Annotated in this window: 14 protein-coding genes; 12 read left to right on the top strand and 2 right to left on the bottom strand. The window is 63.0% G+C overall.

Annotated features, from left to right (window positions below; translation table 11 throughout):
* Position 1: 1 nt before the first annotated feature.
* Positions 2-841 (top strand): peptidoglycan DD-metalloendopeptidase family protein, encoded by an 840-nt coding sequence (locus ACN9M1_RS09225; RefSeq protein WP_426393767.1) that lies wholly within the window; start codon positions 2-4, stop codon positions 839-841.
* 8 nt (positions 842-849) lie between these two features.
* Positions 850-1,983 (top strand): RNA polymerase sigma factor RpoS, encoded by a 1,134-nt coding sequence (rpoS, locus tag ACN9M1_RS09220; RefSeq protein ID WP_426393765.1) that lies wholly within the window; start codon positions 850-852, stop codon positions 1,981-1,983.
* A 26-nt stretch (positions 1,984-2,009) separates the two neighbouring features.
* Here the strand turns inward: rpoS and ACN9M1_RS09215 are convergent, their stop codons facing one another.
* Positions 2,010-2,873, bottom strand: coding sequence for an endonuclease/exonuclease/phosphatase family protein (locus ACN9M1_RS09215; RefSeq protein ID WP_426393764.1), 864 nt, complete (start codon positions 2,871-2,873; stop codon positions 2,010-2,012).
* Between the two features lie 151 nt (positions 2,874-3,024).
* Here ACN9M1_RS09215 and rlmD point away from each other — a divergent pair, with 151 nt between their 5' ends.
* On the top strand, positions 3,025-4,377 hold the full coding sequence (gene rlmD, locus ACN9M1_RS09210; RefSeq protein ID WP_426398841.1) for a 23S rRNA (uracil(1939)-C(5))-methyltransferase RlmD: 1,353 nt from the start codon (positions 3,025-3,027) through the stop codon (positions 4,375-4,377).
* 75 nt (positions 4,378-4,452) lie between these two features.
* Here rlmD and ACN9M1_RS09205 read toward each other — a convergent pair whose 3' ends face one another.
* A complete protein-coding gene (locus ACN9M1_RS09205) occupies positions 4,453-5,154 on the bottom strand; it encodes a Bax inhibitor-1/YccA family protein (RefSeq protein WP_426393762.1) in 702 nt (233 codons plus the stop codon).
* A gap of 368 nt (positions 5,155-5,522) precedes the next feature.
* Between ACN9M1_RS09205 and ndk the strand changes: the two genes are divergently transcribed.
* The 9 genes from ndk to der all read left to right on the top strand — a co-directional run bounded on the left by ndk (position 5,523) and on the right by der (position 15,176).
* Complete coding sequence (ndk, locus tag ACN9M1_RS09200) at positions 5,523-5,948, top strand: nucleoside-diphosphate kinase (RefSeq protein ID WP_199031140.1); 426 nt, start codon at positions 5,523-5,525, stop codon at positions 5,946-5,948.
* A 44-nt stretch (positions 5,949-5,992) separates the two neighbouring features.
* On the top strand, positions 5,993-7,156 hold the full coding sequence (gene rlmN / locus ACN9M1_RS09195) for a 23S rRNA (adenine(2503)-C(2))-methyltransferase RlmN (protein ID WP_426393759.1): 1,164 nt from the start codon (positions 5,993-5,995) through the stop codon (positions 7,154-7,156).
* Entirely contained in the window at positions 7,153-7,953 is an 801-nt protein-coding gene (gene pilW / locus ACN9M1_RS09190) for a type IV pilus biogenesis/stability protein PilW (RefSeq protein WP_426393758.1), read from the top strand. The genes rlmN and pilW overlap by 4 nt, the downstream gene beginning before the upstream one ends.
* The gene (locus ACN9M1_RS09185) at positions 7,946-9,013 is read left to right on the top strand and encodes a RodZ domain-containing protein (protein WP_426393756.1); all 1,068 of its coding nucleotides are present in this window, start codon (positions 7,946-7,948) and stop codon (positions 9,011-9,013) included. The genes pilW and ACN9M1_RS09185 overlap by 8 nt, the downstream gene beginning before the upstream one ends.
* Positions 9,014-9,066: 53 nt before the next feature.
* Positions 9,067-10,350, top strand: a complete 1,284-nt coding sequence (gene ispG, locus ACN9M1_RS09180; protein WP_426393755.1) for a flavodoxin-dependent (E)-4-hydroxy-3-methylbut-2-enyl-diphosphate synthase — start codon at positions 9,067-9,069, stop codon at positions 10,348-10,350.
* A 61-nt stretch (positions 10,351-10,411) separates the two neighbouring features.
* The gene (hisS, locus tag ACN9M1_RS09175; protein ID WP_426393753.1) at positions 10,412-11,734 is read left to right on the top strand and encodes a histidine--tRNA ligase; all 1,323 of its coding nucleotides are present in this window, start codon (positions 10,412-10,414) and stop codon (positions 11,732-11,734) included.
* Positions 11,735-11,771: 37 nt separating this feature from the next.
* Complete coding sequence (locus ACN9M1_RS09170) at positions 11,772-12,407, top strand: YfgM family protein (RefSeq protein ID WP_426393751.1); 636 nt, start codon at positions 11,772-11,774, stop codon at positions 12,405-12,407.
* A gap of 50 nt (positions 12,408-12,457) precedes the next feature.
* Complete coding sequence (gene bamB, locus ACN9M1_RS09165) at positions 12,458-13,636, top strand: outer membrane protein assembly factor BamB (RefSeq protein WP_426393749.1); 1,179 nt, start codon at positions 12,458-12,460, stop codon at positions 13,634-13,636.
* 196 nt (positions 13,637-13,832) lie between these two features.
* Positions 13,833-15,176, top strand: coding sequence for a ribosome biogenesis GTPase Der (der, locus tag ACN9M1_RS09160; protein ID WP_426393747.1), 1,344 nt, complete (start codon positions 13,833-13,835; stop codon positions 15,174-15,176).
* Positions 15,177-15,318 lie beyond the last annotated feature (142 nt).

Here is a 15,318-nt window from a genome sequence, read left to right as displayed (position 1 = left end):
CATGTTCATTTCCCGGAGCTTCATGACCCGTCCAAGCTCGAATCGCCTAAGCTTCGGCGCCAGCCGGCTCGCTGTGGCAATGGTGTCGACCGCGCTGCTGGCGGCTTGCGCATCCTCCGGCAACCAGGCACCTGTCTTCGACCGCACCTCGCGTGCGGGCAGCGCGAGCGCTGCATCGCAGGAGCCGCCGCCCCCCGGCTACTATCGCGTCAAGCGCGGCGATACCTTGTACAGCATCGCCCTGCGCAACGGCCAGGCAGCGCGTGATCTGACGGCCTGGAACAACCTTGCCAATCCGAATCAGATCGAAGTCGATCAGTTGATCCGCGTGGTGCCGCCCAACGCCGACGTCAGCAGCAGTGGCGCCGTCGTTACGCCGGTTCGCCCGCCCAATACGGCTACGCAACCGGTTGATTCCTCGCCTGCCAACCCGACGACGGCAGCTTCGTCCGGCTCCGCTGCCGGGGCAAGCGACAGCGCGATCGCATTGGCATGGCCCGCACGCGGTTCGCTCATCAATCGCTTTGATGACAAGAGCAATAAAGGCATCGACATTGGCGGCAAACGCGGTGACGCGGTGCTCGCCGCCGATGACGGAAAAGTGATCCACGTCGGACCCTTGCGTGGGTACGGGAATCTTGTCATCATCAAGCACAACGACACGTTCCTGACCGCCTACGGCAACAACGATAAGGTTCTGGTCACCGAGCAATCCACGGTCAAGAAAGGGCAAAAGATCGCCGAGATGGGCAGTACCGATGCGGATCGCGTGAAGCTTCATTTTGAAGTGCGCCGCAACGGCAAGCCGGTCGATCCGATGCGCTTCCTTCCGCCTCAATAGAGGAATGCATGCCGCGCCAGAAGACCGCCACGCCCGCCGCCACCCCCGCCGATGACAACATCGACGCTGCAGATGGCCAAAGCGCCCCCAACGGGCGTGCGGGGCGGCGCGCGCGCGGCGCCACACAATCCCCGTCCGAAGAGATCGAAGTCGTCGATACGCTGATCGACGACGCGCCCGTCCGCGAATCAACGGACCTCGCCGATAGCGCAGAGATCGACGAGCCCGACGAGGATGAGGAAGACGCCGAGGAGGCAGAAGAAGCCGCCCCTGAGGAAGACTTCCGCAAGGTGCTGCAAGCTGAGCTTGCTGCCGACACCGTTCAGCACTATCTGAATCGCATCAGCATCAAGCCGCTGCTGACGCCGGCCGAAGAGTTGCATTTCTCGACGCTGGCCAAGGCGGGTGAGTTTGCGGCGCGGCAGGTCATGATCGAACGCAACCTGCGCTTGGTCGTGAGCATCGCCAAGGGATACCTGAACCGCGGCGTGCCGCTGCTCGATCTGATCGAAGAAGGCAATCTCGGCTTGATGCACGCGATTGAGAAGTTCGACCCGGAGCGCGGGTTCCGCTTCTCGACCTACGCGACATGGTGGATCCGCCAAAGCATCGAGCGCGCGATCATGAACCAGGCGCGCACGGTGCGTCTGCCGGTGCACGTGATTCGCGAACTCAATCAGGTGCTGCGCGCGAAGCGCCATCTGGAGAAGTCCGGGGTCGATGGCCGCGACGCGAGCCTTGAGGACATCGCCCACTTGCTCGGCAAGACGACAGATGAGGTGCAGGACGTGCTCTCACTCAACGAGCACACGACCTCGCTTGATACGCCGTTCGACCTCGATCCGGGTACGAGCTTGCTCGATTTTCTATCTGACGAGCATGGCGCCTCGCCGGATCAGGAAGTTGCACATCGCGAGTTGTCGCAACTGATGAAGTCGTGGCTGGCGCGTCTGTCAGACAAGCACCGTTATGTGGTCGAACGCCGCTTCGGCCTCAACCACATCGAGCCTGCGACGCTGGAAGAACTCGCCGCTGAAATGGGCCTGACGCGCGAGCGTGTGCGCCAGATCCAGCAAGAAGCGCTGGTCAAGCTCAAGCGGCATTTCGCCTCGCAGGGCGTGCGCAAGGACGCGGTGCTGTAAGGCGCCGCTGCTCCGTTTCTTCGTTTTCAATCGTTTCGCAGGTCCAGCAGTATCGGCTGATGGTCCGATGCCTGCGTGGCGCTGCTCACCTCGACGCGTAACACGCGCGTCTTCAATGGCTCGCTGATCAGCATGAAGTCGCACGCGTAGGCTGGCTTAGTCCAGCCGGTGCGGTCGTGCACGCCGAAGGTCGGCGGTTGCGGTGTTGATCCGTGAGCAACTTCCCATGCGTCGAGCAGCGCCGGTTCGCGGGCGAATGGCACCGTGAGCAAGCGTTTCGGTGTGGACTCCGGCTTGCAGTTGAAATCGCCGCAGATGACGGTGGCTGTGGTTTGCGCGAGCGGGCGAAATGGGCCAGTTTCCGGCTCTGGCCCAAGTATCGGCGGGTGCGCCGCTCGCGCGCAGCCTTCAGCATGGATCGCGCGCAGTGCATCGACTTGCGCTAGCCGTTGGGTTTCGGAGTAGTACTCCAGGTGTGTCGTGACAATGCGCAACGGCCCGAACGGCGCTTGCAGGACGGCCTCGATGGCCATGCGAGGCATGGTGGGCGTGGTGTCCGGCGGGCAGGGCAACGCATGGCGCACGACATACAGCACCGGCAGCCGCGTGGCGATCGCGTTGCCGAAGCGCTGGACGCGTGCGTCATCATTGCGCTCCAGCGCAAACCCGCCGATCACGGCGTATTGCGCACCCAGCGTGTCCGCGAGTTCGCCCCATTGGTCGGCGCTTGGCCCGCCTGGCAGATGGGTGAACCCGGCGGTGACTTCCTGCAGGCACAAAACGTCGAAGTCGCCAATCGCGCGTGCTTCCGCCAGTTGCCTGGCCAGATCAGCCCGCCCGTCGACGCCCCGGCCCCATTGGATGTTCCACGTCAGGATGACGGTGCCCATGCTGGTCCTCCGGTGTCTTACAATGCCGCCCTTGTCCTCAATCACCCCAGGCTCGCCCGTGTCTCAAGCTGCACCCAACGTCACGCCTTCGTCTCCTGACTCAGCAACGGCTGCGCCCGCAAAGGCGCCGCGCGGGCGCAAAAAGCCCGAGATGCCGATTGCAGGGCCGCTGGACATCGTCTCGCTCGATGGCGAGGCCCGGGGCATTGGCCGCCTCACCAATGAGGATGGCACGCCGGGCAAGGTCGTCTTCGTGGAAGGCGCGCTGCCGGGTGAACAGGTGATGTACCGCAGCCACCGCGTCAAGCCGTCGTACGAGCAGGCGAGTGTGGTGAGCATTTTGCGCCAGTCCGCTTCGCGCGTGACGCCGCGGTGCCAGTTCTTTGGCGTGTGCGGTGGCTGCTCGATGCAGCATCTGGATGCGCGTGCGCAGGTGGCGATCAAGCAGCGCGTGCTGGAAGACGACCTCTGGCACCTCGCCAAGCTGCGTCCGGACGTCGTATTCCGGCCGGTCGCCGGGCCCGACTGGGGCTACCGCTATCGCGCGCGCTTGACTGTGCGCCACGTGGCGGCCAAGGGCGGCGTGCTGGTGGGCTTTCACGAGCGCAAGAGTAGCTATGTGGTCGACATGACCTCGTGCGAGGTACTGCCGCCGCAGGTGTCGGCGCTGCTGGTGCCGTTGCGCGGGCTGGTGGGGCGTCTGTCCATTTTCCAGCGCATGCCGCAGATCGAACTCGCGGTCGGCCAGGATGTGACGGTGCTGGTGCTGCGCAATCTGGAACCGCTCACCTCCCAGGATGAGGCTGAGCTGCGCGCCTTCGCCGACCAGTACAACGTTCAGTTCTGGCTCCAGCCGAAGGGGCCGGATACGGTCTATCCGTTCTACCCGCTGGATCGCTCGCTGACCTACACGCTGCCGGAATTCGGCATCACCATGCCATTCAAGCCGACGGATTTCACGCAGGTCAATCACCAGATCAACCGTGTGCTGATGTCGCGCGCGCTGAAACTGCTCAACGCGCAACCGGGCGATCGCTTGCTCGACCTGTTCTGCGGCATCGGCAATTTCACGCTGCCGATGGCCACGCGCGCCCGCGAAGTCATGGGCATCGAAGGCAGCGAGGTGCTGACCACGCGAGCGCTCGCCAACGCCAAACACAACGGTTTGGATTCAAAAACGACGTTTGCGTGCCGCAACCTGTTTGAAGTCACGGCGGACGATATTGCCGCGCTGGGTCAATTCGACCGCTGGCTTGTCGACCCGCCGCGTGAAGGCGCGCTGGCCGTGTCCAAGGCGTTGGCTGAGCTTGCGCAACGCGGGGGCGAGGCGACGCAGTTCTTGCCGAAGCGGATCGTCTACGTGTCGTGCAATCCCGCTACGCTGGCGCGCGACGCTGGTCTGTTGGTGCACGAGGCCGGCTATCGACTCGCCGGCGCAGGCGTGGTGAACATGTTCCCGCACACGTCGCACGTCGAGTCGATTGCAGTATTCGAGCGCGACTGAGCGAGACGTTGTAGGCAAAGAAAAACCGGCGCACCAGGCGCCGGTTTTTTGTTTCGCTAACCGCTGCGATGTGGCTTAGTCGCGATTGCCGCCGAAGATCCCCAGGATCGCCAGCAGGTTTGTGAAGATGTTGTAGACGTCCAGGTAGATCGCCAGGGTGGCGGTCACGTAGTTGGTTTCGCCGCCGTTCACGATGCGCTGCACGTCGAACAGGATGTAGGCCGAGAAGATCGCGATGGCCAGCACCGAGATCGTCAGCATCATCGCCGGCAGTTGCAGCCAGATATTGGCCACCGAGCCGACGATCAGCACCAGCACGCCCATGAACAGCCACTTGCCCAGGCCCGAGAAGTCGCGCTTGCTGACTGTGGCCACCGTCGCCATCACCCCGAAGATGATCGCCGTGCCGCCGAACGCCGTCATGATGAGCGATGCGCCGTTCGAGAAACCCAGGATCATGCCGATCAGGCGCGACAGCATCAGGCCCATAAAGAACGTGAAGCCAAGCAACAGAGCTACGCCCACGCCGCTGTTCTTAAAGCGCTCAATCGCGTAGAAAAACCCGAACGCAACAGCCATGAAGACGACGAAGCCGATCAGCGGGTTGCGCGCCATCAGGCTGAAGCCGGTGACGACGCCGATCCACGCACCGAGGATGGTAGGGATCATGGAAAGCGCGAGCAGCCAATAGGTATTGCGCAGCACGCGGTTGCGGACGGCCAACGCGCCGGCGGTGCCGGAAGCGCCAAAACCGTACGTGTTGAGTTGGTTGTCCATGCGAACTCCTTGGGTGAATGACATTGCAGACAATACGATGACGCACCGAATGTGGCATCCGAAGTGTGCTTTTGCAAGCCGCATCGTCCTTACTTGGAGGGAACAGGATGCCACGCGGTTCCGGCGCCTGGGGCATGATCCGACTAGAAAACGTGCTGTTGGGGTGACTTCTTGTGCCCTTGATAAGGCAATCCTAAGGCCTTTGGCCGCAGTTGTCGCCGCAGTCTACTGGAGTGATGGACAGGCCGCCTTTCGCGATGATCGGTCACTCCGGCGGGGTGCACCGCTTGACATTCAACCTGGCCTCGCTCCGTGTTAGAATCTAACGTTTATCTTTCACGTAACACCTTCATTTTTTGGAGTTTTTAATGGCGATCGAACGCACCCTCTCGATTATCAAACCGGACGCTGTGGCCAAGAATGTCATCGGCCAGATCTACGCCCGTTTCGAAGGCGCAGGCCTGAAGGTCGTCGCGGCCAAGATGATCCACCTGTCGCGCGCTGAAGCTGAGCAGTTCTACGCCGTGCACAAGGAGCGCCCGTTCTTCAAGGATCTGGTCGACTTCATGATCTCGGGCCCGGTGATGGTGCAGGCGCTGGAAGGCGAAAACGCAATCGCCAAGAACCGTGACCTGATGGGTGCAACCGACCCGAAGAAGGCTGAGAAGGGCACGATCCGCGCCGACTTCGCTGACAGCATCGACGCCAACGCCGTGCACGGTTCGGACGCAGCTGAAACGGCTGCCGTGGAAGTCGCTTTCTTCTTCCCGGGTCTGAACATTTACAGCCGCTAAGCGTCAACACTAGACTGGAACTGGCGGCTCTCAGGTTGCAAGACATGAACGATGTGGTGAATCTCCTCGATTTCGACGCACAGGGCCTCGTCGCGTACTGCGAGAGCCTGGGCGAGAAGTCGTTTCGCGCCAAGCAGTTGCAGCGCTGGATTCACCAGTCGGGCGCGTCCGATTTTGGCGAGATGACCGATCTCGCCAAGTCGCTGCGCGAAAAGCTTGCAACCCGAGCCAACATCCAGGCGCCGGCGGTCATTTCCGATCACCTCTCGTCGGACGGCACACGCAAGTGGCTGGTCGACGTGGGGCAGGGTAATGCCGTCGAGACGGTCTACATCCCCGAAGAGACACGCGGCACGCTGTGTGTGTCGTCTCAGGCGGGGTGTGCCGTCAACTGCCGGTTCTGTTCGACCGGCAAGCAAGGATTCTCACGCAATCTCAGCACAGGCGAGATCATCGGTCAGCTCTGGATGGCCGAGTTCGCCATGCGCAAACAGCTTGGCCGTGGCCCCAAGGACGACCGCGTCATCACCAACGTGGTGATGATGGGCATGGGCGAGCCGCTGCTGAACTACGACGCTGTGGTGCCGGCTCTGCGCATGATGCTGGACGACAACGCGTATGGTCTGTCGCGCCGCCGCGTCACGGTGTCCACCTCCGGCGTAGTGCCGATGATGGACCGCCTCGCGCGCGACGTGCCGGTGGCGCTGGCCGTGTCGCTGCATGCATCCAACGATGCGCTGCGCGATATGCTTGTGCCGCTCAATAAGAAGTACCCGCTGGCGGAACTGATGGCGGCCTGCCGCCGCTATCTCGAGTTCGCGCCGCGCGATTTCATCACCTTCGAATACTGCATGCTGGATGGCGTCAACGACACCGTCGAGCATGCCCGTGAACTGCTGCGCGTCGTGGCCGACGTGCCGTGCAAGTTCAACCTGATCCCGTTCAACCCGTTCCCGGAATCTGGGTTGAAGCGCTCGAACAACGAGCAGATCCGCCGGTTCTCGCAAGTGCTGCTGGATGCGGGCATCGTCACCACGATCCGCAAGACACGTGGCGATGATATCGATGCGGCTTGCGGTCAGCTTGCAGGCGAGGTCAAGGACCGCACGCGTCTGGCCGAGCGCGGCAAGTTCGGCAAGATCGTTTCGGTTCCTGTGGTTGGCGCCAATCCGGGAGCCGATTCCACTCAACCTATGGGTACCGCATGAAGCGTTGGTCGACTGCTGTCAGTCTGGTCTTCACGCTGGCAGCCGCCGGGTGTGCAGTGTCGCCGCCGCCGGCTCAGCCACCGACACAGACACAAGACCCCACGACGATTCCTGAGAAAGCCGACGCCGGTCGCCGTGCTGGGATCCGGCTGCAGTTGGCGATGCAATACCTCGAAGCCGGGCAGAACGCGACGGCGCTTGAGGAAATCAAGAACGCCATCGCGATCGATCCGAATGTGCCGAATGCGTATCACATTCGTGCGCTGGCTTATATGAATCTCGGTCAACGAGAGCAGGCAGACGACAGCTTTCGCAGTGCGTTGGCTGCGACGCCGCAAGACGGCGACCTTTTAAACAACTACGGCTGGTTCCTGTGCGGGCTGGGTGGCAAGCCTGATCAGGGCATGGCGATGTTGCGCCGGGCCATCGAGGCACCGGCTGCCGGCAACCCGTCCAAGCCGTGGACCAACCTGGGCGTCTGCCAGATGCGTCAGGGCGATCTGGAGGGCGCGGAGAAGAGTCTCACGCGCGCCACCTATATCGATGCCAACAATCCGCTGACCAACGTAACGTTGGCGCAGCTGTACTACAAGCGCCGCGAATACGCGCGTGCCATGCCGTTCATCGAACGCGTCAATAGCCGCAACCCGACGGCCGAAAGCCTCTGGTTGGGCGCCCGCATTGCGCGGCGCCTGGGTGACGCTTCGCAGCAGAACGCATGGAGCGCACAGTTGCAGCGCCGTTTCCCCAATGCGCCCGAAGAGGCGGCTTTCGAACGAGGAGCATGGGATGACTGACCGCGACGTGGCAAGCGCTGCTGATCTCTCCCAGGGATCGGGGTCTGCCTTGAGTTCGCCCAGCGCCGCATCGCCGGAACGCGACGATGCGTTGCGTGAGATTGCTGAACGCTTGCGTGGCGGCCGGGAGCGTCAACGCCTGACGGTCGAGGATTTGGCCACGCGCCTGAAGGTCGCACCAGGCAAGCTTGCGGCCGTGGAGTCGGCGGATGTCGGAGCATTGCCCGACATGACCTTCGCAAAGGGGCTGATCCGCGCGTATGCCCGTGCGCTACAGGTCGATGTTGACGACCAGCTGGCGCGCTTGAATGCCCGTGTTCCGGTCGCCAACATTGGTTTGCGGCCCGAGGGCGGCTTGGGCGAGTCGTTCTCCGACAAGCCGAGTTTTGCCAAGCGTCGTGGTAACCGCGGTTGGCTGATTGGTGCACTGGTGGCAGTGGTGGTGGCCGGCGGCGCATTGGCCGGCATGGACCGCTTGAAGCAGTGGTTGGCGACGCAGACTGCCGTCACTCAAACCGCAGAGCCCGCCACGAAGGAAGTCGCGCCGACGGAACAACGTGCGACAACGGAGGCGGCGCCGTCGCCCGCATCGGCACCGTCCGAAACATCGGCAGCATCGATGCCGACTCCGCTGACGCCCGTAGCGCCGTCTGCACCTGCTTCAGGCGTGGTGACTGCACCCCTGGCGCCGCCGCCTACACTTCCGCGATCGGATAGTGGGGCCGCACCCGCAGTGGCCGCGGAAGGCGCGAAGCCGGCTGTTGTCAACGTCAACATGCCTGCCAGTGAGTCTGTTAAACCGACCGAGGCGGCTGCGGGTAGCGGCACGGTTTCGGTGCGGTTCTCCGGCGCATCGTGGTACGAAATCAAGGACAAGTCGGGCAAGACGCTCGCCAGTGGCGTCGCCAAAGAAGGTGACGCCCGCGACCTGAGTGGCACGCCGCCGTTCAAGGTTGTCTTCGGCAATGCCGAGGCGGTCGAGTCGCTGACCGTGGGTGGTGCTTCGATCGACCTCCAGAAATACGCCCGCAACCGCGTGGCACGGGCCACGCTGCCCTGAACCGTTTTTGCTGAATGGCGCTGTGCCTGCCCGGTACGGCGCCTTGTCTGATCATGGAAATCTCCACGCCTCTCGATTGCGCACCCGCCTTGGCTGGTCCACTGCCGCGCCGGAATTCGCGCGGGGCAGAAATCCGCTGGGGTGCGAACGTCGTCCATGTGGGCGGCGCTGCACCCGTCTGCGTGCAATCGATGACGAACACCGATACGTCGGACGCCATCGGCACGGCGATCCAGGTGAAGGAACTGGCACGTGCTGGCTCCGAACTTGTCCGCATTACCGTGGATACGCCGGCGGCGGCGGCGGCGGTGCCTGCCATTCGTGAACAACTGGATCGCATGGGCGTGGACGTGCCGTTGGTGGGCGATTTTCACTACAACGGCCACAAGCTGCTGCAGGACTATCCCGAGTGCGCGCAGGCGCTGTCCAAGTACCGCATCAACCCCGGCAACGTGGGGCAGGGTGCCAAGCGGGACACGCAATTCGCGCAGATGATCGAGATCGCCTGCCGCTACGAAAAGCCTGTGCGCATTGGCGTGAACTGGGGCAGCCTGGACCAGGACCTGCTTGCGCGCGTCATGGACGAAAACGCTAAACGCGCGACGCCATGGGATGCCCGTGCGGTGATGGTCGAGGCGCTGATTACCTCGGCGATCCAGTCTGCGCAGAAGGCGGAAGAGCTCGGCCTGCCCGGCAAGCAGATCATCCTGTCGTGCAAGGTCTCGGCTGTGCAAGATTTGATCGCGGTGTACCGTGAGTTGGCGCGTCGCTGCACCTACGCGCTGCACCTCGGCTTGACCGAGGCCGGCATGGGCAGCAAGGGCATTGTGGCTTCCACGGCGGCGCTGTCGGTGCTGCTGCAGGAGGGCATCGGCGATACGATCCGCATCTCGCTCACGCCGGAGCCGGGTGCGCCGCGCGAGAAGGAAGTCATCGTCGCGCAAGAGATTCTGCAGACCATGGGCCTGCGTAATTTCACGCCGATGGTCATCGCGTGCCCGGGCTGCGGTCGCACCACCAGCACGGTGTTTCAGGAGTTGGCGGCGCGCATTCAGTCGTACCTGCGCGAGCAGATGCCGATGTGGAAGGTGCAATATCCCGGCGTTGAAGAGATGAACGTGGCGGTGATGGGTTGCATCGTCAACGGACCGGGCGAGAGCAAGCACGCCAATATCGGTATTTCGCTGCCGGGCACGGGTGAATCGCCTGCCGCACCGGTGTTCGTTGACGGCGTGAAGGTGAAGACGTTGCGCGGCGAGCGCATCGCAGAAGAATTTCAGACCATCGTCGATGAGTACGTGCGCACGCATTACGGCGCACAGACTGAGACGGCGTAAGGCTTCCGAGCAAGATTTGACAAGCCGGCCCACGAAAGCGGCCGGCTTTTAACGTGACATCATGAGCGATACACAAAAACAACGCGTGCAGAAGATCGCCGGCGTCAAGGGCATGAACGACCTGCTGCCCAGCGACGCCCCGCTGTGGGAGCACTTCGACAACGCCGTGCGCAGCATGCTGCGCGCCTACGGCTACCAGCAGATCCGCACGCCGATCGTCGAGCAGACGCAACTCTTCGTGCGCGGCATCGGCGAGGTGACGGACATCGTCGAGAAGGAGATGTACACCTTCACCGACGCGCTGAACGGCGAGCAACTGACGATGCGCCCGGAAGGCACCGCCGCTGCCGTGCGCGCCGTGATCGAGCACAACCTGCTGTACGACGGCCCGAAGCGCCTGTGGTACACGGGCCCGATGTTCCGCCACGAGCGTCCGCAGCGTGGCCGCTATCGCCAGTTCCACCAGGTGGGCGTGGAGGCGCTTGGCTTTGCGGGCCCGGACATCGATGCCGAAGTCATTCTGATGTGCCAGCGCCTGTGGGACGACCTCGGTCTGGTCGGCCTGAAGCTTGAGCTGAATTCGCTTGGCCAGGCGGAAGAGCGCGCCGCGCACCGCGCCGATCTCATCAAGTATCTGGAAGGCTTCCAGGACATCCTGGACGAAGACGGCAAGCGCCGCCTGTACACCAACCCGCTGCGTGTGCTCGACACCAAGAACCCTGCGCTGCAGGAGATGGCCGCCGGCGCGCCCAAGCTGATCGACTACCTGGGCGACGAGTCGCGCGCGCACTTTGAAGGCGTGCAGAAGCTGCTCAAGGCCAACAACATTCCGTTCACGATCAACCCGCGTCTGGTGCGCGGGCTGGATTACTACAACCTCACCGTGTTCGAATGGACGACCGACAAGCTCGGCGCACAGGGCACGGTGGCAGGCGGTGGCCGCTACGACCCGCTGATCGAGCAGATCGGCGGCAAGGCGGCACCGGCCTGCGGCTGGGCGATGGGTGTTGAGCGCATCATCGAACTGTTGCGCGAAGAAAAGCTGGAGCCCGAGGCGCAAGGCTGCGACGTCTACATCGTCCACCAAGGCGATGAGGCGCAGGTGCAGGCACTGGTGGCGGCCGAGCGTCTGCGCGATGCCGGCCTCGACGTCATCCTTCACGCGTCAGCGGAAGGGCGCAACGGCAGCTTCAAATCGCAGTTCAAGCGCGCCGACGCAAGTGGCGCATCCTATGCGGTTATCATTGGCGACGACGAAGTCGCCCAGGGCGTGGCGCAGATCAAGCCCCTACGTGGTGACCCGACTGCGGATGCCCAACAAACCGTGCCGTCTGATCAGCTCGTCGACCGCCTGATCGATGCCATGGTGGCAAGCAGCGACTAACCCCGGCGATTCACTCCAATATCAAGCTCGGCAAAGCATGGCCTACGACCTCGAAGAACAGGAACAACTAGAGAGCCTCAAGCACTGGTGGCGCGACAACGGCAACGTGATCACGTGGATCGCGATCGTGGTGCTGCTGGCCGTGGCGGGCTGGTTCGGCTGGAAGAACTGGCAGCGCAAGCAGGCGGGCGAAGCGTCTGTGCTATACGAACAGGTGCAGAAGGCCGTCGATGGCAAGGACGCTGACAAGATCAAGCGCGCCGCGAGCGACATGGAAGACAAGTTTGGCGGCACCGCGTATGCGCAAATGACCGCGCTGGCCACTGCCAAGGCGCTGTACGAAGCGAACGATGCGGCTGGCGCCAAGGCGCAGTTGCAATGGGCCGTCGATCACGCGCATGACGATGAATACAAGGCATTGGCGAAGCTGCGCTTGGCCGGTTTGCTTCTGGACGAGAAAGCCTACGATCAGGGCCTCGCGCTAGTCTCCGGCGACGTGGCTCCGGCTTTTGCTGCGCTGTATGCCGATCGCCGTGGCGACTTGCTTGCTGCGCAGAACAAGACGGAAGACGCCCGCGCTGCCTATAAGCTCGCGCTGGAAAAATTCGGCACGGCGGATGCCTCGGCACGCCAAATCGTGCAGTTCAAGCTGGATGCTCTGGGCGGCGCCTGATCGGCCTGGTCCACGTGCAATTCAACGCATAACAAAAGGATTCCGAATTCATGATTCACGCACTTGAGCAGGGTGGTGTCGCGCGCGGTGTTGCACGATCGGCGCGCGTGGCGGTGCTAGCGCTGGCGGCAGCAGCTGTCCTTGGCGGTTGTTCGCTGTTTAGCAGCAAGACCAAGCATGAGCCGGCCAAGCTGCAGGAAGTACAGCAGGTTCTGGGCGTGCGTCAGGTGTGGAGCGTGAGCGTCGGCAAGAGCGGTCGCTATGTGATGCAGCCTGCAGTCGCGGGCAATAACGTCTACGTGTCGGCTGCTAACGGCACCGTGACTGCATTGGAAGGCTCGACCGGCCGCACGCTCTGGCAGGGCAAGGCCGATGCGGATCTGACCACCGGCCCCGGCAGCGACGGTACGCTGACCGCCGTGGCAGGTGAGAAGGGCGCCGTGATTGCCTTTGACGAGAAGGGCGCGCAGAAGTGGAAGATTGCCGTCAACGGTGAAGTGCTGACGGCGCCGCTGGTGGGGCAGGGACTGGTGATCGTGCGAACCACGGACGGCCGCATCCTGGGCCTGGACGCCAGCAATGGCGAGCGCAAGTGGATCTATCAACGTTCGCCGTCGGCACTGAACCTGCGTACCGGCATGCCGATGGTCTTTGCCGGTGACAACATCGTTCTCGGGTTTGCCGGTGGCAAACTGGGTGCGCTGGCAGCCAGCAACGGTGGCCTGCGTTGGGAAGCCGCCGTGTCGTATCCGCGTGGCGTGTCCGAAATCGAGCGTCTGAACGATGTGACCGGTGCGCCGTCGGTTAGCGGTTCGCAAGTTTGCGCTGCGAGCTTCCAGGGTCGTATCGCCTGCTTCAATATCAGCAACGGTGCGCCACAGTGGGCACGTGACTTTTCGTCGCCGACCGGCGTGACGCAGGACGACGACGCATTGTTTGCGGCGGATGAAAAATCTGTGGTCCACGGCTTTAATGCAACGAACAGCGCAGAATTGTGGAAGAACGACGCGCTGCTGTGGCGTGACCTCGGGGCACCGCTGGCCTTTGGTCGTGCGGTCATCGTGGGTGATTTTGAGGGCTGGCTGCATTTCCTCTCGCGCGACGACGGCAAGTTCGTCGCCCGCGTGAAGACCGACAGCAGCGCCATCAACGCCGCACCCGTGGTGGCCGGCCAGACGCTGGTCGTGCAGACGAGCGGCGGTGGCGTGTACGGCTACCTGCCAAAGTAATACCCGTCGCCGCGCGCCAGTTGCTCGCGGCGACAAACGCATCACCCGGGGCGGAACAATCGCCTCGGACCCGCGCCCGCGTACCCCGCGGGCGTCTTGCATCTGTTCGGTGGGCCTGTGGGTGACCGTTGGGGTGCCAACTGCAGTTGCAACAACCGGAATTTGCCGTGACGCTATTCGCGTGCGGTACACAAGCATGAAACCAGTCATTGCCCTCGTTGGGCGGCCGAATGTCGGCAAATCGACCTTGTTCAACCGTCTGACGCGCTCGCGTGACGCGTTGGTCGCGGACATCCCCGGCCTGACGCGCGATCGTCACTACGGCGAAGGCCGCGTCGGCGATCGTCCGTTCATCGCCATCGATACCGGCGGCTTCGAGCCCGTCGCCAAGGAAGGTATCGTCGCGGAGATGGCCAAGCAGACGCGGCAGGCCGTGGTCGAAGCCGACGTGGTCATTTTCATCGTCGATGGTCGCTTGGGGCTGGCGCCGCAGGACCGTGTGATCGCCGACTACCTGCGCAAGACAGGGCGCCGCATCCTCCTCGCCGTCAACAAGGCTGAGGGCATGCGGTACACCGCCGTTGCCAGCGATTTCTACGAGCTCGGCCTGGGCGACCCCGCTGCCATCTCGGCGGCACATGGTGATGGGGTCAATGATCTGGTGGCGGAAGCACTGGACCTGGCCTTTGCTGAGCGCCCGGAGCTTGCCGAGGCAGCCGATGCGCACGACCATGGCACGCGCATCGCCATCGTCGGCCGCCCGAACGTGGGCAAGTCGACGCTGGTGAACGCGCTGATTGGTGAAGAGCGCGTGATCGCTTTCGACATGCCCGGCACCACACGCGACGCTATCTATGTGGATTTCGAGCGCAACGGCAAGCCGTACACGCTCATCGATACGGCCGGCCTGCGCAAGCGCGGCAAGGTATTCGAGGCGATCGAGAAGTTCTCGGTGGTCAAGACGCTGCAGTCGATTGCCGATGCCAACGTGGTCGTGCTGTTGTTGGATGCGCAGCAGGATATTTCTGACCAGGACGCGCATATCGCCGGGTTTATCGTGGAATCGGGCCGTGCACTGGTGATCGGCGTGAACAAGTGGGATGGCCTGACGGGCCACGCACGCGATCGCATCAAGCACGATCTGGAGCGCAAGCTGCAGTTCCTGTCGTTCGCTAACGTGCACTACATCTCGGCCAAGGAAAAAACCGGTATCGGTGCGCTCCTGAAGTCCGTGGATGCGGCGTATGCCGCCGCCATGGTCAAGTTGCCGACGCCCAAGCTCACGCGGGTGCTGATGGAGGCGGTCGAGTTCCAACAGCCGCGCCGGGCAGGCGTGTCGCGCCCGAAGCTGCGGTATGCGCACCAAGGGGGTTCCAACCCACCGATCGTGGTGATTCACGGCAATGCGCTGTCGAGTATTCCCGAAACGTATCGCCGCTTTCTGGAAGGGCGCTTCCGCGAAGCCTTTCAACTCAAGGGCACCCCGCTGCGGATCGAATTTCGTACGAACAAAAATCCGTACGCCGAATCGAAGGATTGAGCATCGAGGCGGCGGTGTTCGACAGTGGGAGCGTGTGACGCGGGGCAATCGAACGGGGGATCACCCATCGGGGCTGTCATTTCATATGGCGGAGTGACGGGTTTTCCGTTTGCTTTCCCCGATTTCTAAGGCTAAATTCTCG

Source organism: Ralstonia sp. R-29 (genome assembly GCF_049913345.1).
Classification (GTDB): Bacteria; Pseudomonadota; Gammaproteobacteria; order Burkholderiales; family Burkholderiaceae; genus Ralstonia.
The sequence above is the reverse complement of the archived record's forward strand: the minus strand, read 5'-3'. Positions and strand labels throughout refer to the sequence as shown.

Coding starts and splice junctions, on each gene's coding strand:
- ACN9M1_RS09185 (WP_426393756.1), top strand. CDS start 7,946: ATGACTGACCGCGACGTGGCAAGCGCTGCTGATCTCTCCCAGGGATCG.
- ACN9M1_RS09205 (WP_426393762.1), bottom strand. CDS start 5,154: ATGGACAACCAACTCAACACGTACGGTTTTGGCGCTTCCGGCACCGCC.
- ACN9M1_RS09215 (WP_426393764.1), bottom strand. CDS start 2,873: ATGGGCACCGTCATCCTGACGTGGAACATCCAATGGGGCCGGGGCGTC.
- ispG (WP_426393755.1), top strand. CDS start 9,067: ATGGAAATCTCCACGCCTCTCGATTGCGCACCCGCCTTGGCTGGTCCA.
- ndk (WP_199031140.1), top strand. CDS start 5,523: ATGGCGATCGAACGCACCCTCTCGATTATCAAACCGGACGCTGTGGCC.
- rlmD (WP_426398841.1), top strand. CDS start 3,025: ATGCCGATTGCAGGGCCGCTGGACATCGTCTCGCTCGATGGCGAGGCC.
- pilW (WP_426393758.1), top strand. CDS start 7,153: ATGAAGCGTTGGTCGACTGCTGTCAGTCTGGTCTTCACGCTGGCAGCC.
- bamB (WP_426393749.1), top strand. CDS start 12,458: ATGATTCACGCACTTGAGCAGGGTGGTGTCGCGCGCGGTGTTGCACGA.
- der (WP_426393747.1), top strand. CDS start 13,833: ATGAAACCAGTCATTGCCCTCGTTGGGCGGCCGAATGTCGGCAAATCG.
- rpoS (WP_426393765.1), top strand. CDS start 850: ATGCCGCGCCAGAAGACCGCCACGCCCGCCGCCACCCCCGCCGATGAC.
- hisS (WP_426393753.1), top strand. CDS start 10,412: ATGAGCGATACACAAAAACAACGCGTGCAGAAGATCGCCGGCGTCAAG.
- ACN9M1_RS09170 (WP_426393751.1), top strand. CDS start 11,772: ATGGCCTACGACCTCGAAGAACAGGAACAACTAGAGAGCCTCAAGCAC.
- ACN9M1_RS09225 (WP_426393767.1), top strand. CDS start 2: ATGTTCATTTCCCGGAGCTTCATGACCCGTCCAAGCTCGAATCGCCTA.
- rlmN (WP_426393759.1), top strand. CDS start 5,993: ATGAACGATGTGGTGAATCTCCTCGATTTCGACGCACAGGGCCTCGTC.